At 62.2% G+C, this 24,339-nt stretch carries 25 protein-coding genes; 13 read left to right on the top strand and 12 right to left on the bottom strand.

Annotated elements, in window-relative coordinates; all coding sequences use genetic code 11:
- Positions 1 to 280 precede the first annotated feature (280 nt).
- Complete coding sequence (locus BN32_RS14750) at positions 281 to 1,141, bottom strand: methyltransferase domain-containing protein (protein ID WP_019199565.1); 861 nt, start codon at positions 1,139 to 1,141, stop codon at positions 281 to 283.
- A gap of 264 nt (positions 1,142 to 1,405) precedes the next feature.
- On the opposite strand from BN32_RS14750, the gene BN32_RS14755 reads away from it, so the two are divergent.
- Genes BN32_RS14755 through BN32_RS14775 form a run of 5 tightly spaced genes read left to right on the top strand, consistent with a single transcriptional unit; the run spans position 1,406 to position 4,355 of the window.
- The gene (locus BN32_RS14755) at positions 1,406 to 2,227 is read left to right on the top strand and encodes a ComF family protein (protein WP_019199564.1); all 822 of its coding nucleotides are present in this window, start codon (positions 1,406 to 1,408) and stop codon (positions 2,225 to 2,227) included.
- 32 nt (positions 2,228 to 2,259) lie between these two features.
- On the top strand, positions 2,260 to 2,535 hold the full coding sequence (gene grxC / locus BN32_RS14760; RefSeq protein WP_019199563.1) for a glutaredoxin 3: 276 nt from the start codon (positions 2,260 to 2,262) through the stop codon (positions 2,533 to 2,535).
- Entirely contained in the window at positions 2,532 to 3,422 is an 891-nt protein-coding gene (locus BN32_RS14765) for a carbon-nitrogen hydrolase family protein (RefSeq protein WP_019199562.1), read from the top strand. Before grxC ends, BN32_RS14765 begins: the two co-directional genes overlap by 4 nt.
- Positions 3,419 to 3,886, top strand: coding sequence for a DUF1178 family protein (locus BN32_RS14770; protein ID WP_019199561.1), 468 nt, complete (start codon positions 3,419 to 3,421; stop codon positions 3,884 to 3,886). Before BN32_RS14765 ends, BN32_RS14770 begins: the two co-directional genes overlap by 4 nt.
- Before the next feature lie 19 nt (positions 3,887 to 3,905).
- Positions 3,906 to 4,355 (top strand): EamA family transporter, encoded by a 450-nt coding sequence (locus BN32_RS14775; protein ID WP_019199560.1) that lies wholly within the window; start codon positions 3,906 to 3,908, stop codon positions 4,353 to 4,355.
- A 1-nt stretch (position 4,356) separates the two neighbouring features.
- On the opposite strand, the gene BN32_RS14780 is transcribed toward BN32_RS14775, so the two are convergent.
- From BN32_RS14780 to BN32_RS14790, 3 genes are all read right to left on the bottom strand, one after another.
- A complete protein-coding gene (locus BN32_RS14780) occupies positions 4,357 to 5,256 on the bottom strand; it encodes a DMT family transporter (RefSeq protein WP_019199559.1) in 900 nt (299 codons plus the stop codon).
- Positions 5,257 to 5,359: 103 nt separating this feature from the next.
- Positions 5,360 to 6,109, bottom strand: coding sequence for a bifunctional 2-polyprenyl-6-hydroxyphenol methylase/3-demethylubiquinol 3-O-methyltransferase UbiG (ubiG, locus tag BN32_RS14785; protein ID WP_019199558.1), 750 nt, complete (start codon positions 6,107 to 6,109; stop codon positions 5,360 to 5,362).
- A 48-nt stretch (positions 6,110 to 6,157) separates the two neighbouring features.
- Positions 6,158 to 6,613: a PH domain-containing protein gene (locus BN32_RS14790; protein WP_019199557.1), complete on the bottom strand. Its 456-nt coding sequence runs from the start codon at positions 6,611 to 6,613 to the stop codon at positions 6,158 to 6,160.
- A gap of 125 nt (positions 6,614 to 6,738) precedes the next feature.
- On the opposite strand from BN32_RS14790, the gene BN32_RS14795 reads away from it, so the two are divergent.
- The 5 genes from BN32_RS14795 to BN32_RS14815 all read left to right on the top strand — a co-directional run bounded on the left by BN32_RS14795 (position 6,739) and on the right by BN32_RS14815 (position 13,763).
- Positions 6,739 to 7,992, top strand: coding sequence for an aspartate kinase (locus tag BN32_RS14795; RefSeq protein ID WP_019199556.1), 1,254 nt, complete (start codon positions 6,739 to 6,741; stop codon positions 7,990 to 7,992).
- Positions 7,993 to 8,274: 282 nt separating this feature from the next.
- Positions 8,275 to 10,542 (top strand): phosphoenolpyruvate--protein phosphotransferase, encoded by a 2,268-nt coding sequence (ptsP, locus tag BN32_RS14800; RefSeq protein WP_019199555.1) that lies wholly within the window; start codon positions 8,275 to 8,277, stop codon positions 10,540 to 10,542.
- A 59-nt stretch (positions 10,543 to 10,601) separates the two neighbouring features.
- A complete protein-coding gene (prfA, locus tag BN32_RS14805) occupies positions 10,602 to 11,687 on the top strand; it encodes a peptide chain release factor 1 (RefSeq protein ID WP_040426565.1) in 1,086 nt (361 codons plus the stop codon).
- On the top strand, positions 11,684 to 12,574 hold the full coding sequence (gene prmC, locus BN32_RS14810; protein ID WP_040426566.1) for a peptide chain release factor N(5)-glutamine methyltransferase: 891 nt from the start codon (positions 11,684 to 11,686) through the stop codon (positions 12,572 to 12,574). The genes prfA and prmC overlap by 4 nt, the downstream gene beginning before the upstream one ends.
- A 448-nt stretch (positions 12,575 to 13,022) precedes the next feature.
- Positions 13,023 to 13,763, top strand: coding sequence for a DUF4167 domain-containing protein (locus BN32_RS14815; RefSeq protein ID WP_019199552.1), 741 nt, complete (start codon positions 13,023 to 13,025; stop codon positions 13,761 to 13,763).
- 100 nt (positions 13,764 to 13,863) lie between these two features.
- Here BN32_RS14815 and BN32_RS14820 read toward each other — a convergent pair whose 3' ends face one another.
- Complete coding sequence (locus BN32_RS14820; RefSeq protein WP_019199551.1) at positions 13,864 to 14,619, bottom strand: methyltransferase domain-containing protein; 756 nt, start codon at positions 14,617 to 14,619, stop codon at positions 13,864 to 13,866.
- Positions 14,620 to 14,906: 287 nt separating this feature from the next.
- Here BN32_RS14820 and gloB point away from each other — a divergent pair, with 287 nt between their 5' ends.
- Together gloB and BN32_RS14830 are read left to right on the top strand one after the other, a co-directional pair.
- A complete protein-coding gene (gloB, locus tag BN32_RS14825; RefSeq protein ID WP_040426567.1) occupies positions 14,907 to 15,674 on the top strand; it encodes a hydroxyacylglutathione hydrolase in 768 nt (255 codons plus the stop codon).
- A complete protein-coding gene (locus BN32_RS14830; protein WP_019199549.1) occupies positions 15,671 to 16,111 on the top strand; it encodes a cupin domain-containing protein in 441 nt (146 codons plus the stop codon). The genes gloB and BN32_RS14830 overlap by 4 nt, the downstream gene beginning before the upstream one ends.
- Here the strand turns inward: BN32_RS14830 and yddG are convergent.
- The 3 genes from yddG to BN32_RS14845 all read right to left on the bottom strand — a co-directional run bounded on the left by yddG (position 16,108) and on the right by BN32_RS14845 (position 19,090).
- Positions 16,108 to 16,983, bottom strand: a complete 876-nt coding sequence (gene yddG, locus BN32_RS14835; protein ID WP_019199548.1) for an aromatic amino acid exporter YddG — start codon at positions 16,981 to 16,983, stop codon at positions 16,108 to 16,110. The two genes, BN32_RS14830 and yddG, sit on opposite strands and share 4 nt — an antisense overlap.
- A gap of 73 nt (positions 16,984 to 17,056) precedes the next feature.
- Positions 17,057 to 17,782, bottom strand: a complete 726-nt coding sequence (phbB, locus tag BN32_RS14840; RefSeq protein ID WP_019199547.1) for an acetoacetyl-CoA reductase — start codon at positions 17,780 to 17,782, stop codon at positions 17,057 to 17,059.
- A gap of 132 nt (positions 17,783 to 17,914) precedes the next feature.
- Complete coding sequence (locus tag BN32_RS14845) at positions 17,915 to 19,090, bottom strand: acetyl-CoA C-acetyltransferase (RefSeq protein ID WP_019199546.1); 1,176 nt, start codon at positions 19,088 to 19,090, stop codon at positions 17,915 to 17,917.
- 279 nt (positions 19,091 to 19,369) lie between these two features.
- Between BN32_RS14845 and phaR the strand changes: the two genes are divergently transcribed.
- On the top strand, positions 19,370 to 19,969 hold the full coding sequence (gene phaR, locus BN32_RS14850) for a polyhydroxyalkanoate synthesis repressor PhaR (protein ID WP_019199545.1): 600 nt from the start codon (positions 19,370 to 19,372) through the stop codon (positions 19,967 to 19,969).
- A gap of 69 nt (positions 19,970 to 20,038) precedes the next feature.
- Here the strand turns inward: phaR and BN32_RS14855 are convergent, their stop codons facing one another.
- The 4 genes from BN32_RS14855 to mtgA all read right to left on the bottom strand — a co-directional run bounded on the left by BN32_RS14855 (position 20,039) and on the right by mtgA (position 24,192).
- Positions 20,039 to 21,757, bottom strand: a complete 1,719-nt coding sequence (locus BN32_RS14855) for a bifunctional diguanylate cyclase/phosphodiesterase (RefSeq protein WP_019199544.1) — start codon at positions 21,755 to 21,757, stop codon at positions 20,039 to 20,041.
- Positions 21,758 to 22,364: 607 nt separating this feature from the next.
- Positions 22,365 to 23,051, bottom strand: a complete 687-nt coding sequence (locus BN32_RS14865; protein WP_019199542.1) for a hypothetical protein — start codon at positions 23,049 to 23,051, stop codon at positions 22,365 to 22,367.
- A gap of 143 nt (positions 23,052 to 23,194) precedes the next feature.
- The gene (gene rpmF / locus BN32_RS14870; RefSeq protein ID WP_002713690.1) at positions 23,195 to 23,377 is read right to left on the bottom strand and encodes a 50S ribosomal protein L32; all 183 of its coding nucleotides are present in this window, start codon (positions 23,375 to 23,377) and stop codon (positions 23,195 to 23,197) included.
- Between the two features lie 140 nt (positions 23,378 to 23,517).
- Positions 23,518 to 24,192 (bottom strand): monofunctional biosynthetic peptidoglycan transglycosylase, encoded by a 675-nt coding sequence (mtgA, locus tag BN32_RS14875; RefSeq protein WP_040426569.1) that lies wholly within the window; start codon positions 24,190 to 24,192, stop codon positions 23,518 to 23,520.
- Between the last annotated feature and the right edge of the window lie 147 nt (positions 24,193 to 24,339).

The raw sequence follows: 24,339 nt of genomic DNA on the forward strand, positions 1-24,339 counted from the left end.
GCGACGCGCTTCCTCCTCGCAGAGGAAGCGAAACAACACATTTGCGCCTCGCGGCGCTCCATGCCCCTCGTTTTAGGGGCGAGACTAAGGGATCAACTCGCGCGATGCGCGAGAGTAATCACGCGCGTCTATGGAAGTGGCTGTTTGAAAACTGAATCTGAATGGAGTGCACGATGCCTGACATCTCCCTCCCCCTTGTGGGGAGGCATAGGCGGCTTCCGGCCGCCGTCGCTAACGTGCGGACGGCATAGAGAGTTCGCGCACGATGCTTGACCAAGCGCTAACCTTTCGGCTCACGCGCCTTGTTCACCGCATCCGCCAGCGACATTTTCGCCGAACCGGGCTTGAGCGGTTTCTGCTGGCTTTCGTGCGGCGCCCAGCCCGACAGCCAGACGATGTCGAAGGTGGCGCGGATACGTCCGTCGGGATCAGAAAACCGCTCGGCATAAATCTGCGCCATCTTGAGAAACGTGGCGCGGCGGGACGGCGTGCGGCGGCGCTCGTTCAAAATGTTGGTCGCGCCCATCCGCCGCAAATCCTGCATCAGCGCAAACGCATTGTCGTAGCGCACGACGATGCGATCCACATCCGTCACCGGCAGCGCGAAGCCCGCGCGTTGCAGCAGCGCACCCAGATCGCGCAAGTCGGCGAACGGCGCTACGCGCGGCGACACGCCGCCTTCCACCTCGGATTCTGCCGCAGCGAAAGACTGCCGCAATTCGGTCAGCGTCTCACCACCGATCATCGCCGCGAGAAACAATCCGTCCGGCTTCAGCGCGCGGCGGATTTGCGCCAGCACACCCGGCAAATCATTGACAAACTGCAGCGCCAGCGCAGAGATCAAAAGATCGATGGACACCGGCACCAGCGCCAGCGGTTCGTTATCGGAGAGCGGCAGCTCCACCGCTTGCAGTTTCCGGACGCTGTCCGTCAGCGCGGCGCGCACCTGATCACCGGGCGTGCCGAGATCGATGCCGTCGGAAAACTCGCGGAGAACGGCCTGCTGCCGTTCCGCCATATCCTCCGCCACGCGATCGAGCAGGAATGACGCGCCACCCTGCCGTGCGGCACGATTCTGCCGGACGCGCAACACAGCGCGATCGAACAGGCGGGGCGGCGTATCGGTCGGGGACGAGGTCATGGCCGTAGGTACGCCCTCAAAGACTATTCTGGCAATTCCCAATGAGTGGAGTGGATTTGACATTCGCGACCCATCTTACCGGATATCGCGTACCGCGAATGTCAAATCCAAAACTCCACTCGAAACTTGGTGTTGCCAGTGGTCCTTTGATTCTAACATTCGCAAACGATAGCCGCCGAGACGGGATACGAATGTTAGAATCGGACCACTGGCGTGCTTGTCTCTGATAGCCGCCGGAACTAGCCTCCGACAGCGGGGAAGATCATGTCGGGGCTCGATCAGGCATCGTCACATCCTTCAGGCCGGTTGCGCAGCCGGGTTTTCGGCACGCTCAGAGCCTGCGGAGCGACCCTCGCTTCGCTGCCGCGCGCCGCCCTCGACATCGCTCTGCCGACGCTGTGTGTCTCCTGCCGCGAGCCGGTCGCCGGCGAAGGCCTCTGCGCCACATGCTGGGCGAAACTGTCGTTCATCGCGCCGCCATTCTGTACGCGGCTCGGCATTCCGTTTGTCTACGATCCGGGACCGGGTCTCTTGTCGATGCAGGCCATCGCCGATCCGCCGGCCTATCAGCGCGCACGCGCCGCGGTTCGTTACGACGAGGTGGCGCGGACCATGGTCCATGCCCTGAAGTATCAGGACCGCACTGATTTGGCGCCGACCATGGGCCGCTGGATGGCGCGGGCCGGTCAGGAACTTCTCAGCGATGCCGATGCGCTCATTCCGGTGCCGCTGCACTGGCGGCGCGGCTGGACCCGCCGTTACAATCAGTCCGGCGCACTGGCGAGGGTGATCGGCAGATCCGCCAACCTGCCCGTGATCGGCAACGCCCTTCATCGCGTGCGGCCGACGCTGCAGCAGGTCGGTCTCTCCAGATCGGATCGCGCGCTCAACGTGCAGGGCGCGTTCAAAGTCCCGCCGGAGAACAAATCCATCGTGCAGGGCCGCCGGATCGTGCTGATTGACGACGTTTTGACCTCCGGCGCAACAGTTGACGCCTGCGCGCGTGCGTTATTGCGGTCCAGGGCTGCATCGGTGGATGTGCTGGTGTTCTCGCGGGTTGTGGACATGCTCCAGACCCCCATATAATTTGAGTCCTTCCCGTTCCGTAAAGGCAAACCATGGCTGCACTGATCGAGATCTACACGCGTCCCGGATGCGGCTATTGCAGCGCTGCGAAATCGCTGCTCGCGCGCAAAAGCGCTGCCTTTACTGAGTTCGACGTCGCGATCGATCCGACCTGGCGCGCGGAGATGGTCGAGCGCGCCAAGGGCGGCGCTACGTTTCCGCAAATTTTCATCGACAGGATGCATGTCGGCGGCTGCGACGATCTTTACGCGCTCGACCGCGAAGGCAAACTCGATGGCCTGCTCGCCGGTCAGAAGGTATCGTCATGACGGCCAGCACTGAAACCGGCGCTCCGTTCACTGCAGCCATGGTACAGATGCGCACGGCGCTGCGGCCGGAAACGAGCCTTGCCCAGGGGATCGCGCTGATCCGCGAAGCGAAGGACAAGGGCGCGGACTATGTCCAGACACCCGAAGTTTCCAACATCATTCAGCAGAACCGCAAGGCGCTGTTCGAACTGCTCGCGAGCGAGGAAGATGACCGTTCGCTCAAGGCTTATCGTGAACTGGCGCGCGAGCTGAAGATTTACCTGCACATCGGTTCGCTGGCGGTGCGCGCCAATCCCGAGCGCGCGGCAAATCGCTCGTTCCTGATCGCGCCGGACGGCAACATCCTTGCCAGCTACGACAAGATCCACATGTTCGATATCGAGCTCGATGGCGGTGAGAGCTACCGCGAGTCCGCCAACTATCAGCCGGGCGAAACCGCGGTGATCTCGGACCTGCCGTGGGGCCGCATCGGACTGACGATCTGCTACGACGTCCGCTTTCCCGCGCTGTACCGCGCGCTCGCCGAAGCGGGCGCCTCCTTCATCACGGTGCCGTCCGCGTTCACGGTGAGGACCGGCGAGGCCCACTGGAGCACCCTGTTGCGCGCCCGGGCCATCGAGAACGGCTGCTTCATCTTCGCGGCCGCGCAGGCCGGCAAACATGAAAGCGGCCGCGAGACCTACGGCCATTCGCTGATTGTCGACCCTTGGGGTGAAATCCTGGCGGAAGGCGGCGTCGAGCCCGGCGTGGTGCTGGCGAAAATCGATCCGGCGAAAGTTCAATCGGTCCGCAAGAGCATTCCCTCCCTGCAGCATGGCCGCCGCTTCGGCCTCGCCGATCCGAAAGCCGGACCGGAGCATCTGCATCTCGTGCGAGGATCGGCATGATCCGTTATGCGCTGCGCTGTGAGCGCGGCCACGAATTCGACAGCTGGTTTCAGAGCTCTTCGGCTTACGACAGCCAGCACAAGCGCGGGCTCGTCGCGTGCCCTGTATGCGACTCCACCAAGGTCGAAAAAGCGATCATGGCGCCGCGCATCGCGCGCAAGGGAAAATCCAAATCGGCGCCGGAGCCCGTAGCAGCCCCCGCCGAGGACACAGCATCGACATCGCTGGTGATGGCGCCGCAGGAGCGCGAGCTCCTGTCAAAGCTGAAGGAACTGCGCGACCACGTTCTCAGGAACGCGGACAATGTCGGCAACAAGTTTCCCGATGAAGCCCGCAAGATGCACTACGGCGATATCGAGCATCGCGCAATCTACGGCGAGGCAACCGCCGAGGAGGCTCGCGCGCTGATCGACGAGGGCGTTGAAGTCGCACCTCTGCCGGTCCTGCCCGGCGACAGGAACTAGAACAAACCGCGGATCACCCATGAACCCCGATGCGATGTCCTGGTCCGGCTCGTGGCAGATGTGGGCCGTGCTGTCGGCGGTGTTTGCAGCCCTCACTGCGATCTTCGCGAAAGTCGGCGTCGAGGACATCAATCCGGATCTCGCGACCTTCATTCGCACCGTGATCGTGCTGGCGAGTTTTGCGGTGATCCTCTTTGCCACCGGCCAGTTCGGCGCGCCCGGCCCGATTTCGACAAGGACATGGACATTCCTCGTCCTGTCGGGACTCGCAACCGGCGCATCCTGGCTCTGCTATTTTCGCGCGCTCAAACTCGGCCCCGCGACACTCGTGGCTCCGATCGACAAACTCAGCGTGGTGCTGGTCGCGTTGTTCGCCTTCGTGTTCCTCGGCGAACGCCCCTCCGCGACTGGCTGGCTCGGGATCGCGCTGATCGCCACAGGCGCGGTGCTTCTCGCGCTGAAAAAGTAGCTCAGCCCGCCACCAGCATCGCAACGCCGGCTAATATCAGCGCAATTCCGGCAATTTCCCGCGCCGAGATCGGTTGCTTCATCGAGTAGTAGGCCACGCCTTGCGCGAATAGCACCTCGATCAGCGCCAGGGTTCGGACATTCGCCGCGGCGGTGAGAGCGAAGGCGAGAAACCAGAACAGTGAGGCGAACGATCCCATGAAACCTGCGAACATCGACGGCTTCCACAGGCGAAAGATCGCGGTCATCGTTCCCGGCGCACGCACGATGAGCCAACCCGACAGCACAAGGGTTTGCATCAGCAATGTCGCCACCAGCGTCAGGCTGGCCGCGGTTACGAAACTCACGCTCGTGACATTGAGGATGGCGCCGCGATAGCCGACCGCCGACAGTGCGAAGAAAGCCGCCGCCACAAGACCAAGCACCGTGGGCTTCAGATTGCCGAACCCCTTCATGCCGCCGGGCCGCAAGGCCGTGATCACCACGCCAACGGTGGCGATCAAGATCGCTGCGACCTTCAGGGCGGTGAGATGATCCGACAGAAACACGAAGCCGAAGATCGCCGCCTGAATCGCTTCGGTCTTGAGGTAAGCCGTCGTGACCACGAACGAGCGCTCGTTCATGGCCATCAGCATCAGTGCGGTGGCGAGGATCTGCGCCATGCCGCCGACCACCAGCCAAGCCCAGAAGCCGGTTTCGGGCCATGACAGCCGGTCGCCGGTAACGGCCAGAATCAGTCCGAGAAAGACAAGTGAAAACGGAAATCCGAACAGGAAGCGGATATGGGTCGCCCCGAGCGTGCCGAGTTGGGCCGTCAGCCCGCGTTGCATGGCGTTGCGCACGACCTGGCCTGCCGCCGCCAGCAGCGTGAAGGGGATCCAGAGCCATATGAGCTGGGTCATGATGAAGGACGAGACCAGAGCGGCGGGAGCATCATGATCCCACAGGCCCTGTCAGCAGCCTGCGGTCAACCGGCACGATATCATGCCGGCGTTGCATGCTTACTTAGATCGCCGCTTCCGCGACCAGCATGTAGTTCACATCCATGTCGGAGGAGAGACTCCAGCGGTCCGCGAGCGGATTGTAGACCACCCCCGCCTGATCGCTGATGGCGAGCTTGTTGCGCTCCAGATGATGCGTGAGTTCCGCCGGCGTCACGAACTTGTCCCACTGATGGGTGCCGCGTGGCAGCCAACGCAGAACATATTCCGCTCCCACGATCGCCAGCGCAAAGCTCTTCCATGTCCTGTTGATGGTCGACGCGACCATCATGCTGGTCGGCTTGAGCAGCGCGGCGCAGCGATCGAGAAACATCCCGACATTGGCGACGTGTTCGACGACCTCCATCGCCAGCACGATGTCGAAACGCTCGCGCGGGTCCATCTCTTCGATCGTGGTGCAGCGATAGTCGATGGAAAGGTGTCCCCGCTCGGCATGAAGCTTGGCGACCGCGATATTGGTGGCCGACGGATCGACGCCGATCACCTGCGCGCCGAGACGTGTCAGCGGTTCGCACAGCAGTCCCGCGCCGCAGCCAATATCGAGAATGCGCAATCCGGACAGACAATTCAGGCTCTTCGGATTGCGGTCGAACTTGCGGCACGCGGTGTCACGGATATAGGCCAGCCGCAGCGGATTGATCTTGTGCAGCGGCGCCATCTTGCCCTTGGGATCCCACCACTGTTCGGACAGCTGTGAGAACCGCGCGACTTCGCCGGGATCGACCGTGGACGCAGATGAAGAATTTGTAGTCATACCGAGGTCTTGTCCGGTTGGCGCCTGTCGAGCCGAAGAACTTGCGCGCTAGCGAGCCGTGATATGGTTGCGGAATTCGACCGGCGCGCCAATCATCTTTATCGTCTTGGTGCCCTCCCCGACACCATTAACGGTGACATCTCCCCATCCAAAAATTCGGCCCGCAATGCTCTGGCTGACATCGACGCTTTCGATTTTATCCAAACTCATCTCGAAGGTCTCGCGCTTGATGAATCCTTCCTTGTGAACCAGCCGCAGCGAGGTCACGTCGGTTTCCATCGTCCAGCGCTGGAACCAGGCCCGAAACAGCAGGAAGCCCCCTACAAGCGCCAGCAGGGCGCTCAATGCCAACAGCGGCAGGATGACTCCGCCGCCCGAACCGACCAGACAGGCCCCGGCGACCGCCAGGCAAGCCAGACCCGGGACATAGATGATCCCGTGAATTGTAGTGGAATACAGAATCTTCTCCCCTGGCTGCAGGATATCGTCGATATAGCGGCCCATTCCCGTCCTGTTGCTTGCTCGCGACCTGATGGGTATGTATAGCCGCCTTTTCGGGGCCGTGCTGCCGTTTTGCGCGGAACTGGCTCCTTACTGACAACAACCGAACCGGGACAGCGCCATCCACCATGGGTCGCCTTGTGATGAAATTCGGCGGCACGTCCGTCGCCAACATCGACCGCATTCGCAACGTCGCGCAGCATGTGAAGCGCGAGGTCGATGCCGGCCATGACGTCGCCGTGGTGGTATCGGCCATGTCCGGAAAAACCAATGAACTGGTGGCCTGGGCGAGCGAAGCCTCATCGCTGCACGACGCGCGCGAATACGATGCTATCGTTGCCTCGGGTGAATTGATCACCGCGGGACTGCTCGCCATTGTGCTGCAATCGCTCGGCATCCAGGCCCGCTCCTGGCAGGGCTGGCAGATTCCGATCCTGACCAGCGACGCGCATGCATCCGCGCGCATCACAGGAATCGACGGCCGCGAACTGATCAAGCGATTCAAGGAACGCAAGGAAGTCGCCGTCGTCGCCGGCTTCCAGGGCATTCACGAGCCGACGGGACGCGTGACCACGCTGGGGCGCGGCGGCTCCGACACGTCTGCAGTTGCAATCGCGGCTGCGATCCAGGCCGAGCGCTGCGACATCTACACCGATGTCGACGGCGTCTATACGACCGACCCGCGCGTGGTGCCGAAGGCGCGGCGGCTTGAGAAGGTCGCGTTCGAAGAAATGCTGGAAATGGCGTCGCAAGGCGCCAAGGTGCTTCAGGTCCGCTCCGTGGAACTGGGCATGGTTCACAACGTACCGGTGTTCGTGCGCTCGAGCTTCGACAAGCCGGAAGACATCGACCCCCACGGCACGCCGCCGGGAACGCTGATTTGCAGCGAGGAGGAAATCATGGAGAGCCAAGTCGTCACCGGTATCGCCTTTTCGAAGGACGAAGCCCAGATCTCCGTGCGCCAGATCGACGACAAACCCGGCGTGGCTGCAGCCATCTTCGGCCCGCTGGCCGACGCCAGCATCAACGTCGACATGATCGTGCAGAACGTGTCCGAGGACGGCAAAACCACCGACCTCACCTTCACCGTTCCCGCCTCGGAGTATACCCGCGCCAAGGACACCATCGCCAAGGCGAGGGACAAGATCGGCTACAAGGCGATGGACTCGGCCACCGACGTCGCCAAGGTTTCGGTGATCGGAATCGGCATGCGGAGCCATGCCGGCGTCGCTGCGCAGGCCTTCAAGGCGCTGTCGGAGCGCAACATCAATATCCGCGCCATCACCACGTCCGAGATCAAGTTCTCGCTGCTGATTGACGCGGCCTATACCGAGCTGGCTGTCCGGACGCTGCACACGCTTTACGGGCTCGATCAGGCCTAAATCTTATTTTGGCAGTCCGCTGCCGCGGCATCCTGCCGAGGTCATTTTGCTGGACTGCCTCTCATCTTTGGCAGGTGTTTTGCTTGGCAAAACGCGCCTCGATTCGATATAGCCTCAGGATAAGGCACCCGCGCCCGCGCCTCTGGTTCTGGACCGTCTGCTACGTCCCAAAATCGGCCAAGCGGCCCACGCGAGACCTGAAAAGTCGTTATTTTACTGCTAGTTAACGCTATCACAGCCGGTTGCGGGCCGTGCTGAAATTGCGGGTAAGGATGTCAACGGATGCGGAGCGCGCTGGGAGGCCCCCGCGTCTTGTTGAGACGGCTCCGCGAAGTGATGGCCGAACAGGTCAGCGCTCAGGAACGGCTCGACAAGATCGTGGTGCTGATCGCCGCCAATATGGTGGCGGAGGTCTGTTCGACCTACGTGCTGCGCGTCGACAACACCCTTGAGCTCTATGCCACCGAGGGTTTGAACCGGGACGCGGTCCACCAGACGGTGCTGAACGCCCATGAGGGCCTCGTAGGTCTCGTTGCGTCCGAGGCGACGCCGCTAAACCTGTCGAACGCTCAATCGCACCCAGCGTTCTCGTATCGCCCGGAAACCGGCGAAGAAATCTATCATTCGTTCCTCGGCGTGCCGATTCTGCGGTCAGGCAATACGCTCGGCGTGCTCGTGGTGCAGAACCGCGCCCACCGCACCTACGTCGAGGAAGAAGTCGAGGCACTGCAGACCACCGCCATGGTGGTCGCGGAAATGATCGCCTCGGGCGAACTGTCCGCCATTGCCAAGCCCGGCGCTGAACCCGCCGCGCGCCATTCGCTGCACAAGACCGGTGCGATCCTGTCGGACGGCATCGCGCTTGGTCATGTCGTGCTGCACGAGCCGCGGGTCGTCATCACCAACTACATCGCCGAGGACCTACCGAAAGAGCTCAAGCGGCTGGATACCGCAATCCTCAAGCTGCGCGCCGATCTCGACCGCATGCTGGAGCGCGGCGATGTCGCAGAGGGCGGCGAACACCGCGACGTGCTTGAAGCCTATCGCATGTTCGCCAACGACCAGGGCTGGCAGCACAAGCTGCATGAAGCCGTCGCGACGGGTCTCACCGCCGAAGCCGCCGTCGAGCGCGTGCAGTCCGACACACGCGCCCGCATGTTGCGCTCGACCGATCCCTATCTGCGCGACCGCCTGCACGATCTGGAAGATCTCGGCCACCGTTTGATGCGCCAGCTCGTCGGACAGGATCACGCGCCGTCACGCGAGCAGTTGCCCGACAATGCGATTCTGATCGCGCGCTCGATGGGTCCGGCCGCATTGCTCGATTACGACCGCAAGCGGCTGCGCGGTCTCGTGCTGGAAGAAGGCACCGCCAATTCACACGTTTCGATCGTGGCGCGGGCGCTCGGCATTCCGGCGGTCGGGGAGGTACCGAACGCCGCAGGCATCGCCGATCCCGGCGACGCGATCATCGTCGATGGCACCTCCGGTTCGATCTACATCCGCCCGTCGAACGAAATCCAGTCGGCCTACGCCGAGCGCGTCCGCTTTCGCGCCCGCCGTCAGGAGCAGTACCGCGAACTGCGGGACAAGCCCTGTGTCACGAAAGACGGCCAGCCCGTCGACCTGATGATCAATGCCGGTCTCATCATCGACCTGCCCCACATCGATGACACGGGCTCGTCCGGCATCGGACTGTTCCGCACCGAGTTGCAGTTCATGGTCGGGCAGAGCCTGCCCCGCACCAGCGAACAACTGTCGCTCTATCGCGCAGTGCTCGACGCCGCCGGTGACAAGCCGGTCACCTTCCGCACGCTCGACATCGGCGGTGACAAGGCGCTGCCGTACATGGACACCATCGTCGAGGAAAATCCGGCGCTGGGCTGGCGTGCAATCCGCCTGGGATTGGACCGGCCGGGCCTGCTGCGCGGACAGATCCGCGCGCTGCTACGCGCCGCCTCCGGGCGCTACCTGCGCGTAATGTTCCCGATGATCTCGCAGGTCGACGAATTCGATCAGGCAAAACTCGTGATCGAACGCGAACTGACCTATCTGCGCCAGCACGGACATACCCTGCCCGAACGCGTCGATGTCGGCACCATGGTCGAAGTTCCGGCGCTGCTCTATCAGATGGACGAACTGCTCAAGCGGGTCGACTTCGTGTCGGTCGGCTCCAACGACCTGTTCCAGTTTCTGTTCGCGGTCGATCGCGGCAATTCGCGGGTGACCGACCGCTTCGATACGCTGTCGGCGCCGATCCTGCGCGCCCTTCGCGACATCGCGACAAAAGCCACCGCGGCAGGCAAGTCCGTTTCGCTTTGCGGTGAAATGGCCTCGCAACCGCTCGGCGCGCTGGCGCTGATCGCACTCGGCTATCGCTCGCTGTCGCTGTCGGCAACAGCGCACGGTCCGGTGAAGGCGCTGATTCTTGACCTCGACGCCAAGAAGGCCGAAGCCATGATCACGCCGCTGCTGGATGCGCCGGCCGGAAGCGTCTCGATCCGCAGCAAGCTGATGGAATTCGCCGAAGCCGAAGGGCTTTCGTTGTAGCGACGCTTCCGGACCGTTCCGAAGCAGCCGCTGAATTCACCCTTGATCGACCGAGACCTATGACCACACTGCCCGAAATCAAACTCGACGCGTTGCTGGCGCGTCATGCTTCGCTTGAAGCCGAACTGCTCGGCCAAGTGAATTCGGAAACCTATGTCCGCATCACGCGCGAGCTGAGCGAACTGACGCCGGTGGTCGATGCCGTGAAGGCGTATCGCTCGGCGGACGACGAGATCACCGGCATCGATGCGCTGATCGCGGATGCAGCCACCGAACCCGACATGCGGGCGATGGCGGAAAGCGAGCGGCCGCTGCTTGAAGCGCGCCGCGACGAACTCGCGCAGGATATCCGCATCGCCCTATTGCCCAAGGACGCAATGGACGATCGCAACGTGGTGCTGGAAATTCGCGCCGGCACCGGCGGCGACGAGGCCTCGCTGTTCGCCGGCGACCTGTTCCGCATGTACGAGCGCTTCGCCTCGTTGCAGGGCTGGAAGGTCGACCTGATCTCCGCGTCTGAGGGCACCATGGGCGGCTACAAGGAAATCATCGCCGAGGTGCAGGGCCGCGGCGCGTACGCCCGACTGAAGTTTGAGTCCGGCGTGCATCGCGTGCAGCGTGTGCCTGACACTGAAACACAGGGCCGCATCCACACTTCCGCGGCGACGGTCGCAGTGCTTCCCGAGGCCGAAGATGTAGATGTCGCCATCAAGAACGACGACCTGCGGATCGAGACCATGCGCGCGCAGGGCGCGGGCGGCCAGCACGTCAACAAGACCGAGTCCGCGATCCGCATCACGCACATCCCGACCGGCATCGTCGTAATGATGCAGGACAGCCGCTCGCAGCATAAAAACCGCGCCAGCGCGATGAACATCTTGCGATCGCGCATTTATGACGCCGAAAGACAGCGTCTCGATTCCGAACGCTCCGCCGAGCGCAAGGGCCAGGTCGGCTCCGGCGACCGTTCTGAGCGCATCCGGACCTACAATTTTCCGCAGGGCCGCGTCACCGACCACCGCATCAACCTCACGCTTTACAAATTGCCGCAGGTGATTGCGGGCGACGCTCTCGGCGAACTGATCGACGCGCTAACGACCGAGCATCAGGCGGCGCAGCTTGCGGAACAGGGCGGCGTGTCGTGAACGCCAGCGGGCCGTTCGCCGGATTGACCGTCGAGGCGGCGCGGCGCGCATTGGCAGCACAACTCAGGGCAAAGGGCATCGAATCGCCTGACCTCGACGCGCGGCTGCTGATCGGCGCGGCGCTCGGTCTCGATCATACCGGGCTTGCAACGCAGGCTTCGCGTCTGATTACCGACCGCGAGGAAACAACCATCGTTTCTTTCGCGCAGCGCCGGATGACGCACGAGCCGGTCGCCCGCATTCTCGGCCACAAGGAATTCTGGGGCCTCGATCTTCAGCTTTCTGACGCCACGCTGGTGCCGCGTCCCGATACCGAAACCATCGTTGCCGCAGCGCTTGACGTTTTTGCGGGCAATGCCGGCGCGACCAAGGCGCTTCGCATTGCCGATATCGGCACCGGGTCCGGCGCGATCCTGCTTGCGCTGCTGTCGGAGCTTGCGGATGCCACAGGCGTTGGCACCGATATCAGCATCACCGCGCTGGCGACCGCGGAACTGAACGCGAACCGGCTCGGCCTCGCTGGCCGGGCCTCGTTCGTGCAGTGCAACTATGCCGCAGCACTGTCCGGCCCGTTTGATCTGATCGTGTCCAATCCGCCCTACATCCGCTCCGCAGAAATCGCCTTTCTCGACGGCGATGTCCGCGGCCATGACCCGCATCTGGCGCTCGACGGCGGCGCGGATGGCCTCGACGCTTATCGCGCGATCACGCCTCAGGCGGCGGCTCTGCTCGCTCCAGACGGGGTTCTGATCTTCGAGGTCGGACACGATCAGTGCGCGCAGGTGAGCGCGCTGATGCGCGCGGCGGGATTAACCCTGTCATCCTCGCCCAAGGCCGATCTGGGCGGTATTCATCGCGCCGTCTTGGGCCGAAAAACGGCGTTTTAAAGAGGGTTCGGACCAGAAAAAACCTCTTGGAATATTGGCCCGGAGCGACTACGTTCCGGCCACAACATCGGTTCAGGGTCGTGGCCCCGGTCAGGAATGACGGGTTGAAGCCAGAAATCCCGCAAGGGATGCCCGCCGAGTGAAGGGTTCCAAAAAGGCAGGTCATGACGAGCGCGAAGGCTGAAAGAGCTGCGCTGCTTGGGACCGCGAAGCGAACGAAAGCCTGATATTGCGCTTGTACATTCAACTGCAAAACATAGCGCCTGTTAGCTCAGGCTGATCCGGCCCAGATGGCTCATTGCCTTCGGGCATTTGGAGAACGCGTCCTTGTTGAACGCGACGTACGACAACCACGGTCTGAATATTTACGGTATCGCCGCCTGCGCGAATGCACTGGGCCGTGTCCGCACATCAATCACCACGATCCAGAATCGGTAAAAGGCACCACATGAGAAACGGCCCGAATAACAACAAGCGCATGCGCAGCCGGAACAACAATAATAATAATAACAATAACAATAACCGGCGCGGCCAAAACCCGATGACCCGGGTGTTCGAGTCCAACGGACCGGACATCAAGATTCGCGGAACCGCTTCTCACGTTGCAGAGAAATATGTCCAGCTCGCACGCGACGCCCGCTCGTCCGGCGATCCGGTTGCCGCCGAGAACTACTACCAGCATGCGGAACACTATTTCCGGCTGATCGCCGCGGCGCAGGAGCAATTCCGCCAGAACCAGCCGCAGCAACAGCAGCCGATGCCGCGCGCCGATGGCGATGCGCTCGACGACAACGGCGATGACAGCGACAGCTACTCCAACTTCGGCGCCGAACCCGGCTTCGCGCCAGGGCATCAGCCACAACCGCAGCCGCAGTTTCAGCCCCGCGAACAACAGCCGTATCCGCGTGAACAGCATCAGCCGCGTGAGCAGAATTTCCGCGATCGCGACCGAGACCGCGACAATCGATCACAGCCGCAACCTTCCCCACAGCCTGTCGAAGGGGATCAGGTTGACCGCCTTCCGTCTTTCATTACAGGCGGCGCTCAGCCGCTGCCCAACGCGCCCAGCGCCGAAGGCAACGTCAATCCCGGCAACGGCGAGCGTTTCGGTCACCGCCGCCGGCGTCGTCCGCCAGGCCCGCGTCCCGAAGGGGCCGCTCAGCCTCCGGTGGAATCGGCCAGCGATTAAGCCGCGCGATCTGACCTCGTGCCCGGGACGGCATGACCTGAGCAATACAATGGCCCGCCCGAGCATTCCTCAGGCGGGCCATTGTTATTCAGGCGGCCGTTCAGCGGGTTGCGGGCCGATCATCGCGCCGTGTCGGCGTTGGCAGGAGAACCGGCGGCATCGACGGAATCAGCCGCGTGCGTTCGCGATGCGCCGGGATCGCGCGATAGACCTGCTTCGACGCTTCAACAATATGAACACCCGCGAACGGCGATGACACCGCAGCGCTCATCCGCTCCCAGGCCACCGCCGAACGCAATACCCATCCACTCTGGAACGGCGGCACGAACAACGCTTCGCCCCATGCCGTCGGCGTGAACCATGTCTGCCGCAACAGCTGGGTAATCTGCGACCTGGAATAAGGCCGGCCGTGCCCGAACGGCGTGTTGTCGGTGCGCGTCCACACCCCGCGCCGGTTGGGAATGATCGCCATCATCCGCCCAGACGGCGCGAGCACACGCCACACTTCACGCAGAAGCCCTTCCGGGTCATCCGATATTTCCAGCGCGTGAACCAGCAGGATGCGATCGACCGCAGCATCAGCCAGAGGCAGTGAAAATTCATCAACCAGAGTCGACAGGGTCGGGCGCGACGTCGGCCATTTTAAAACGCCCTGCGCGGCCGGCATCAGCGCGAAGCACCGTTCGGCGTCCTCGCGAAACAGGCCGAGATAAGGCGTCGGATAACCGAGCCCTGCGACGCGCAGGCCGTCCGCGTTCGGCCAGTATCGCTGAATGCCGCGATTGATCAGCCGCCGCGCCACCGCACCGAGGCGCTGCGAATAGAAATTGCGAAGATCGATCACGTCGATTGTCATGACGCTAGTGTCCCAAATCCGAAGTTCGTTTCATTTCGCAGCACGCTCCCAAGCGAACTTCGGATTTGAAAGGACACTAGAAAAATATAGTTCTAGTGTGGCTTTAGCTCGCAAGTCCGCAAAATACAGCCGTAGAAATGATGCGGACTTGCGAGCCGCCACACTAGCCTATCACGGGGAACAGCGCCATGCAGCGGCCGCGAGGCGATCTCCGGAACGACGTTAACGCATTTCACTCGCGAATAAGGGCGTGTTAGCCTGCGCCATCCTCGATGAATGGAGACGTCATGGCTGCCGAGATTCGCCTGTTCCCCTGCCTGTCCGATAATTTCGGCTACCTCATTCACGATCCGGTCACCAAGGCCACCGCCTCGATCGACGCGCCGGAAGCAGGCCCCATCATCAAGGCTTTGCAGCGCGAAGGCTGGACGCTGACCGACATTCTCGTCACCCACCATCATATGGATCATGTCGGGGGGATCGCCGAACTCAAGACAAAATACAATTGCCGGGTGGTCGCGCCACACGACAAGGCCGCCGCGATTCCGCTTGTCGATGAGCGCGTCAAGGAAGGCGCCACCGTGAAGGTCGGCAACCTGAGCGCACGCGTGCTGGAAACCCCGGGCCACACCCTCGATCACATCAGCTACGTGTTCGACGAGGACCGCGCGCTCTTCTGCGCCGATACGCTGTTCTCAATTGGCTGCGGCCGTGTCTTCGAGGGCACTTATCCGATGATGTGGGAGTCGCTGCTGAAGTTGCGCGCGCTCCCGAACGACATGCGCGTTTATTGCGGCCACGAATACACCGCCTCCAACGTCAAGTTCGCGCTCGGCATCGAGCCGAACAATCCGGCGCTGAAAGCCCGCGCGGAGGAAGTGGCGAAGCTGCGCGCGGAGAACCAGCCGACGATTCCGACCCTGATTCGCGACGAGAAGGAAGCCAACACGTTCCTGCGCGCGGATGTTCCCGCCGTCGCAGCCGCCGTCGGCCTCGCGGGCAAAAGCCCGGCAGAGGTTTTTGGCGAACTGCGCGAGCGCAAGAACAAGGCATGACAACCATCAAAGCCGGGTTGACCTCGCGCGACGTCATCGCGCGGCTCAGCCTGAAGCCGCATCCTGAAGGCGGGCACTATCGCGAGACCTTTCGCGATTCCCGCAGCGTCAACGGCGGGCGGGCTGCATCCACTGCGATCTACTTTCTGCTCGCGCGCGGTGAAAGATCCCATTGGCATCGCGTCGATGCAGCCGAGGTCTGGCATTATCACGCCGGCAGCGCGTTGACGCTGCGGGTCGCCGGTGACAACGGCGAGCGGGTGATCCGGCTTGGCGCCGATCTCGCTGGCGGCGAGGAGCCGCAGGCCGTCGTCCCCGCCCATGCATGGCAGGCCGCCGAGAGCACGGGCGACTGGACTCTGGTCGGCTGCACCGTCGCGCCCGGATTCGATTTTGCAACATTCGAGCTTGCGCCGCCGGGATGGTCGCCCGTCTAGGCAGACCGTTTAGCGATCATGTCCTTCGCGGCGATCAACCCGCCGCCCGCAATCAGCGCGGCTGCGATAGCCAGCGTCGCGGTCGGCTTGGCAAAGCCCGCTAGAATCAGAAACGCGGTCGACAGCAGTGGCGTGGCATAGGACGCAGCACCCAGCACGCGGATGTCGCCGCGCTTCATGCCGATATCCCACACGAAAAACGCGATCCCCACCGGCCCGATGCCAAGCGCCACGATGGCAAGCCATTGCACCGTCGTCTCCGGCCAGACCGTCGTCTCGAGAGCGAAATGGCACATCGCGGCCAGCAGCGCGGTCGCAAGGCAAAATCCGGCAACCGCATCGGTCGGCACCGCCGCGAGTTTGCGCGACATCACCGAATAGCCTGCCCAGACGAACGCTGCGACAAAGGCCGCGACAAAGCCCGGTATATGCGCCGGATCTGGTGACGATCCGCCATTGCCTGCGAACAGCAAGATTGTTCCGGCGCAGCCCAGAACCGCGCCGACGATATGATGCGGTGCCAGCCGTTCGCCCGGCAGCAGCGACGAGAGCAACACGATCAGCAGCGGCCACAGATAGTTCAGCAACCCGGCTTCAGCCGGCGGTGCGAGGCGCAGGGCGAGAAAATACAGCGCGTGATAGCCGAACAAGCCGCCGATGCCGATCAGCCATACTGCAAGCGGTTGCCGCAAGGCGCGAATGGCCGACGGCCGCCACAGCCAGGTCAAGGGACCGACGCAGGCGCCGATGGCGAATGTCATTGCGAGTAGTTGAAACGGCGGAACGCGGCCCGTCGCAACAGTGAGCGCGGCAAGCAGCGACCACATGATGATGGCGGCAAGGCCGACAAGAGTGGCGGTTGAGGACGTCATCGCGGATCAATGCCATTCAATCCGCGACAACACCATATCCATCGGCCGATTGCCGCACTTCCGGGATCGGAGCTTATTGCAGGTACTGTCCGCCGTTGATGGTCATCGTCGAGCCCGTGATGAAGCCCGACTCGTCAGAGGCAAGAAATACCACCGCGCGCGCGATTTCTTCCGGCTCACCGAGGCGGCTCACCGGAATTTGCGGGATCACGTTCTTCTCGAGGACGTCCTTCGGCACGGCCTGCACCATCTCGGTGTTGATATAACCGGGACAGATCGCATTCACCGTGATTCCACCGCGCGCGTTTTCAAGCGCGAGCGCTTTGGTAAATCCGATATCGCCGGCCTTCGCCGCCGAATAATTGACCTGCCCGAACTGGCCCTTCTGACCGTTGATCGATGAAATGCTGATGATGCGTCCGAACTTGCGGCCGCGCATGCCCTCAATGACCGGCCGTGTCATGTTGAACAGCGAGCCGAGATTGGTGTTGATGACCGCATTCCACTGGTCGAGCGACATCTTGTGGAACGGCACGTCGCGGGTGATGCCGGCATTGTTGACCAGCACATCGATCGGCCCGAGTTCGGCCTCGACTTTCTTCACACCCTCCGCGCATGCATCGAAGGCGGCGACGTCCCACTTGAAAACGGGAATTCCCGTCTCGGCCTTGAATTTTGCAGCGGCCTCATCGTTGCCGGCGTAACTCGCCGCAACCTTGTAGCCCGCAGCCTTCAACGCCTTGCTGATCGCAGCGCCGATGCCGCGTGTTCCGCCTGTTACCAATGCCACGCGTGCCATGTCAGGTATCCCCTCCGCAGTTCACTGAAGTGTTTTTGGAAAATAAGTATTCAGGTCAATTGCGATAACAGCAAGAAAAAATGCCCGGCAAATCGCCGGGCATTTTGATTTGTGCACTGCGTTCAGAGAATTTTATCGCTCAACACACAATGCGATGCCCATACCACCGCCGATGCAGAGCGTGGCGAGGCCCTTCTTGGCATCGCGCTTCTGCATTTCATGCAGCAGCGTCACCAGCACGCGCGCACCCGATGCACCGATCGGATGACCGATAGCAATCGCACCGCCATTGACGTTGACCTTCGCAGGATCCCAGCCGAGGTCCTTGTTGACTGCACAGGCCTGCGCGGCAAATGCCTCGTTCGCCTCGATCAGATCCAGATCATCAGCCTTCCAGCCAGCCTTCCGCAATGCCGCGCGCGACGCCGGGATCGGCCCCGTTCCCATGATCGCAGGATCGACGCCGGCCTGACCCCACGACACAATGCGGGCGATAGGCGTGCGGCCTTCCTTGGCAGCCTGCTTGGCGCTCATCAGCACGAGAGCGGCGGCGCCGTCGTTGATGCCGGATGCGTTGCCCGCAGTGACCGAGCCGTCCTTCTCGAAGGCGGGCTTCAATTTGCCCATCGCATCCATCGACGCACCATGGCGCGGATATTCATCGGCCTCAACAACAACGTCGCCCTTGCGCGTCTTGATCGTGAAGGGGACAATTTCATCCTTGAACTTGCCGGCCTTCTGCGCGGCTTCCGCCTTGTTCTGCGAAGCGACGGCGAACTCGTCCTGCTGCTGGCGGGTGATCTGGTACTGCTTCGCCACGTTCTCCGCAGTATTGCCCATGTGGTACCCGTTGAAAGCGTCCCACAGGCCATCCTTGATCATCGTATCGACGAATTCGAGCGACCCCATTTTCACCCCGCCGCGCAGATACTGCGCGTGGGGCGCCATGCTCATGGATTCCTGACCACCGGCGACAACGATCTCGGAATCGCCGTTGGTGATCGCCTGATAGCCCAGCGCCACCGAGCGCAGGCCCGAGCCGCACAGCATGTTGACGCCCCAGGCAGGGCTCGCCGCCGGGATGCCCGCCCCGATAGAAGCCTGCCGTGCGGGATTCTGGCCCTGCGCAGCGGTCAAAATCTGCCCCATGATGGTTTCGGACACACGGCCCGGCTCGATGCCCGCACGCTCCAGGGCGGCCTTGATAGCAACGGCGCCGAGATCGTGAGCGGGGGTGTTAGCGAACGCACCATTGAAACTGCCAACGGCAGTGCGGGCGGCGCTGACGATGACGACATCGTCGGTCATGGGTATCTCCTGGGCTTGAGGTCGCGAGGGAAGCCAGCCGGACTGGCGGACTGGGCTCTCGTTCTTATCCTCTTAACCTAACCTTCTGGTGTCAATCGGCCAAAGGCATTCTGCGGTTCGGGAGGGGTTCCCGGATCGGGGGCCTGCCCGGACATTAACCGTCCTGCACAAAACGGTAGCCGTACCTTTCTGAAAGTGCTTAGTTTATTGCGATGCATTGTTTGCACTGCCCTCGACAACGTCCTCCGGTTCCTCTTTTCGCTAGGTATGTGTGAGTCCATGGCAAAATCCGACCAGCCAATTACGATTAAAAAGTACGCCAATCGGCGCCTCTACAACACCGGCACCAGCACGTATGTGACGCTTGAGGATCTCGCCGCGATGGTGAAGGAAGGCGAAGACTTCCTCGTTTATGATGCGAAGACCGGCGACGACATTACGCGCTCGGTCCTGGCCCAGATCATCTTCGAGCAGGAGAACAAGGCCGGCCAGAACCTGCTGCCGACCACCTTCCTGCGCCAGTTGATCCGCTTCTACGGCGACAGCATGCAGATGGTGGTGCCGAAGTATCTCGAACAATCCATCGACACGCTGACTCGCGAACAGGAAAAGTTCCGCAAGCAGATGACGAACACGTTCAGCAACACGCCGTTCGCACCGCTGGAAGAACATGTCCGCCGCAACATGGAAATGTTCGAGCGTACGTTCGCGATGTTCAAGCCGTTCGGCGCACCATTGCGGAAGGAAACCCCGTCCGCTGAATCGCCGCCGACTGCCAATGAGCCGGCCGAGGCCGACATTGACGATCTCAAGCGTCAGATGAAAGAGATGCAGGACCGTCTCGAACGGATGTCGAGGGAATCGGAAAACAAGGGCTGAACGAACCCTCTCCTGCCAGCGCGATGTGGCGACAGGGTCTGCCGCCATCCCTGACTTCAGTTTGCGACGTCAGCTTGCCGCTATCGCCGCCGCAGGCGTTGCGCCCTGCGGCGCTTTTACAGCGGTCGCCCACGGCTTGGTCAGGGACGCGAGCCCCGTCAGCCGGCCCTGAATGTAATCGCAGCCCCAGCCCTGCAACAGCTTGGCCGACTCTTCGTCCTGCACCCATTCGGCAACCGTCTTGATGCCGAGCCGGTGCGCAAGATCGATCAGCGTTTGAACGAACGCACGATCGTCCGACGACCGCGCGATATTCTGCACGAACGCTCCGTCAATCTTCACGATATCCACGCCGAGCTTTCGCAGATTGCGGAATGACGTGTAGCCGGCGCCGAAATCGTCGATGGCGATGCGGCTTCCGAAATTCTTTAGCCGCGTGACAAACCCGCGAACGTCATCCAGATCCTGAATGGCGACGGTTTCCGTGATCTCAACGATCAGCCGCTCAGCGACGCCGGGATGGGCCCGCATCAGCGATTCGATACTGGCCCACCAGTCCGGATCCATCGTTGTGTCGGGCGAAATATTCAGACTGAGCTGTGCATGCGGCGCGTCCGCGAGCTCAGCGACGACGAGTTCGAGCACCCGGTGATCGACGAGCCGGATCAGGCCGAGTTTTTCGGCGACCGGAACGATATCCGGTGACAGCGAATACGCGCCGTCCTCCTGCCGCATCCGCACCAGGCATTCGTGGAAGGCCGGCTGCCGCGAAACGGTCGCCACAACCGGCTCATAGGCCATCACAATGCGGCGCTCGTTCAGCGCTGTGACGATTTCATCGGTGACGCGGATGTTGACCCGGCGCTGGGCCTCACGCTCGACATTCGGACGCCAGACCATCAGCGAGCCCCGGCGGCGCGCCTTGGCAAGATCCAGCGCTTCCTGGGTCCGGCTCATCGCCTCCTCGACCGTGCTGGCGTGCCGCAGCGCATTGATCGCACCGATCGACGCGGTCAGTGCAACAGGTCCGGATTGCGTCGGCACGACCTCATCGCGGATTCCCGCAAGAAAGCGCTCAGCGGCGACATGCATGTCGTCGACCGAACAATTCTTGAGGATCAGTCCGAATTTATTGCCGGAAAACCGCCCGAGCACATCACCGCCACGCAACCGCGCACGAATGCGCTTGGCGACTTCAAGAATGACCTGATCGGCGATCTCGTATCCGAAGGCGTCGTTGATTTGCGCAAGATGATCGATACCGACCAGCATGAAGGCGAAGGAGGAACGGAAGCGGCCCGCCTCTTCGATGGCCTCGGCCAGCGCTGCCGCCAGGCGGGTGCGGTTAAATTCGCCGGTGAGCGGATCGTCCTGCGACAGCTTCAAGAGCTGCTCGTCCCGGGCATGGCGTTCGTTGTTGATGCGGATGATGCCGTGTGCGCAGGACGGCTTTCCGTCCGCGCCGGCAAACCAGCGGCCGCATTCATCGATCCAGAGCACCGGCGACGATGTGCTGGCGCGCAGCCCGTATTCGATCTGGTAAGGCACGCCCTCGCCGCCGTCGGTCGCCGTCGAGTTCAGCACGGCATCGATGCGGATACCGCGCATCGGCTCGATCAGTTTCGAGAATTCGCCTGCTTTCAATAAGGCCGGTTGCGGAATATCGCCAAGCACGGCCGCGACATTGTCACTCCAGTGCAGGGTGTCGCTGGCGATGTCCCACGAAAAACTGACTTGCCCGAGGGTGGCGAGAAGATCCATTCCAGCCGCCGGCTCAGTGCGGCGCATAAGGGGAGCGTCTCCGGGCGCAGCGGCAGACCCGGAAGGGAGCGAGGCTTGAACCGGTTTGATTGTCAAAGATGCCTCGTTCCGGGACGGATTGGGTGATTCGACACCCAAGAGTAAATCGTCAGACGCCCGTCAGCCTAGGCCAACTTCCTGAACGATCCGACAAAGCGCTTTGTTTTCAATGTTCGGAAGGCGATATCAACTTGCCCACCGCGTCCGGCACGACCCTTGCGATGTCATACGGAGAGGGCGCATTGCGTCCCAAAATGAGACAGGCGACCATAAGCAATGATCATCTCAGGCCTCACATCGAAGACCGGGCCTCATCTGCCTACGAGGCCACCCGCAGCAGCAGCCTCGCAGACAGAGGCGGCCGCGAGCCGCGCCCTGGTGCCCGTCGAACGCCCTCTGCGGGCTTCAGCGGTACGGATGGCTCGCCCGGATGCATCGTTCTTGGCGCATCTGATTGCGATGGTTGAGCAGGACCCGCAGACGAGGAGCCTGCGGCGGGAGGCGCCGAACGTCGCGCGCACTGCTTATGACAGCTCTGCAATGCGAGGTGCGGCGCGTTACGGCCGGGTGTTGTCGCAGACCGCCTGAAGCGGGCTCAGGGCTTCGGGGGCGTTTTGACCGCGCCTTCTGCGGTATTATCCGACACAAGATCACTGACATTCCAGTCGGAAATCTTCCGCTCCGGAGCAGGCGTAACCCCCTCAGAATTGCGGATCACGGCAAGCGTCGGCACCGGCTTCGGCACAACTTCAGGCTCGGACGCAGGCTGCGGCGATGTAAACACCGGCTCGGCCGACTTCACGTCCCGATGCTGACGATCGAAGGATGGCTCGACCGGTGCCGGGCTGGCTGGAACGGGTGCTGGTGCAGGTTCGCGCTCGACGCCGGCAGACACCACGGCTGGTGCGCGGCGGTGCCGATTGCGGAAGCCGATCGAGACCCCCGCAAGAAACTCCACGATCATCAGCACTGTCAGCAGAAAGAAAGTCGATGTGCCGAACGGCGCGAGCAACAGAAACTCCGCTACCGCAGCGCCGGAGACGATCAGCGACAGCAGATGATCGGTCAAGTATCGCGCGCCGGGACGCGCGGCCTTGATGACTTCGAACATTAGGAGAAGTGCGGCAAGCGCCAGCAGCGCATCGCCGAATGTCGGCACCCACTGCACGCCCGACATCAGAGTCACGCTGGCGACCGGCGCGGTGAACGCCACGCCCGGCATCAGGAACACGAAGATGTTGTAGATCGCGAACGGAATCAGAAGCAGCGGGAAACCGATCATCGTCGGCAGGCTCTCTCTGAAAATGTATCCTTGTGATGCGTCATCACATGCGTCTGTGGCGTTCTTATGAAGGCACGTTAGCGCGCTTCCGCCAGCATCGCGGCGGCTGCGCTGCCTGACAGCAGCGCGCCACGATCCGGACCTTAGTCCTTCTTGACCTTCAGGACCTGGCGGCCCTTGTACATGCCGGTCTTGAGGTCGAGGTGATGCGGACGGCGCAATTCGCCCGAGTCCTTGTCCTCGACATAAGTCGGCTTCTTGAGTGCGTCCGCCGAGCGGCGCATGCCGCGGCGTGACGGCGAGGTTTTCCTGCGTGGAACGGCCATGGGATCGTCGTCCTCTAAATCAAGGCTCACCCGCCGGGCGGGGGCTCTCCAGAATTCGGATTGAGGCCGCGCTTATAGATGAAGGTTGCCGCGAAAGCTAGACCGCAGGGGTCGAGAAAATGGGCCTAAGAGGCCCAAAATCAGCGATTTCGCTCCCAGCAGTCGGAGATTTCAGCCGACTGGGCCCGGACCACGTAGGTCCCCGCCATCCGCCGGACCCCCGGCCCTGGATTCCGGGCGCTCCGGGTGACCGGATTGGGCAGAATCGTGACCAAAAGAGCCGCCTCGCGAGCCGAAAGCGCCGCTGCCGGGCGGCCAAAGGCATAATTTGCACCGGCTTCCGCTCCGAACTGGCCGTTGGGTCCGAGCTCCGCCACGTTCAGGTAAAGCTCCAGAATACGCTTTTTCGACAGTACCAGATCAACCCACATCGCCAGCGGGAACTCGATCACCTTGCGCACCACACTCCGGCCCGGCCAGAGGAACAGGTTTTTCGCCACCTGCTGCGTAATGGTTGATCCTCCGCGCGCGACCTCGCCGTCCTGTGCATCCTCAATGATGTTCCGGAGCGAATCCCAGTCGATGCCGTGATGGAAGCAGAATTTTGCATCCTCGGCGGCCACCACAGAGCGCGGAAGGGCCTCGGACATGTCATCAAGATCCACCCATTTGCGGGTGACGGTCTCGCCCGAGAGATATCGTCCGATCATCAAGGTCGAGATGGGATGCCCAGTACTGTAGAGCGGCGTCAATACGTAGGGCAGCAGCAGAAGCCCCAAGACCACCAACACCACCGTTCGGATCAATCGTCGCATTACACCTCGTGCCCGGAGGGATTATTCCAGCGGTCCCCAGCCAGCAGAAACCATGCCTTTCCGTTTTTTCCAAACCCTGGCAAAGCCCGGCTTTGCGGAATTGACGCGGGCGATGCCATGACCGATTGTCCGCCGAAATTTGCGTTC

The sequence above is a fragment of the Afipia birgiae 34632 genome (assembly GCF_000308295.2).
Lineage (GTDB): Bacteria > Pseudomonadota > Alphaproteobacteria > Rhizobiales > Xanthobacteraceae > Afipia > Afipia birgiae.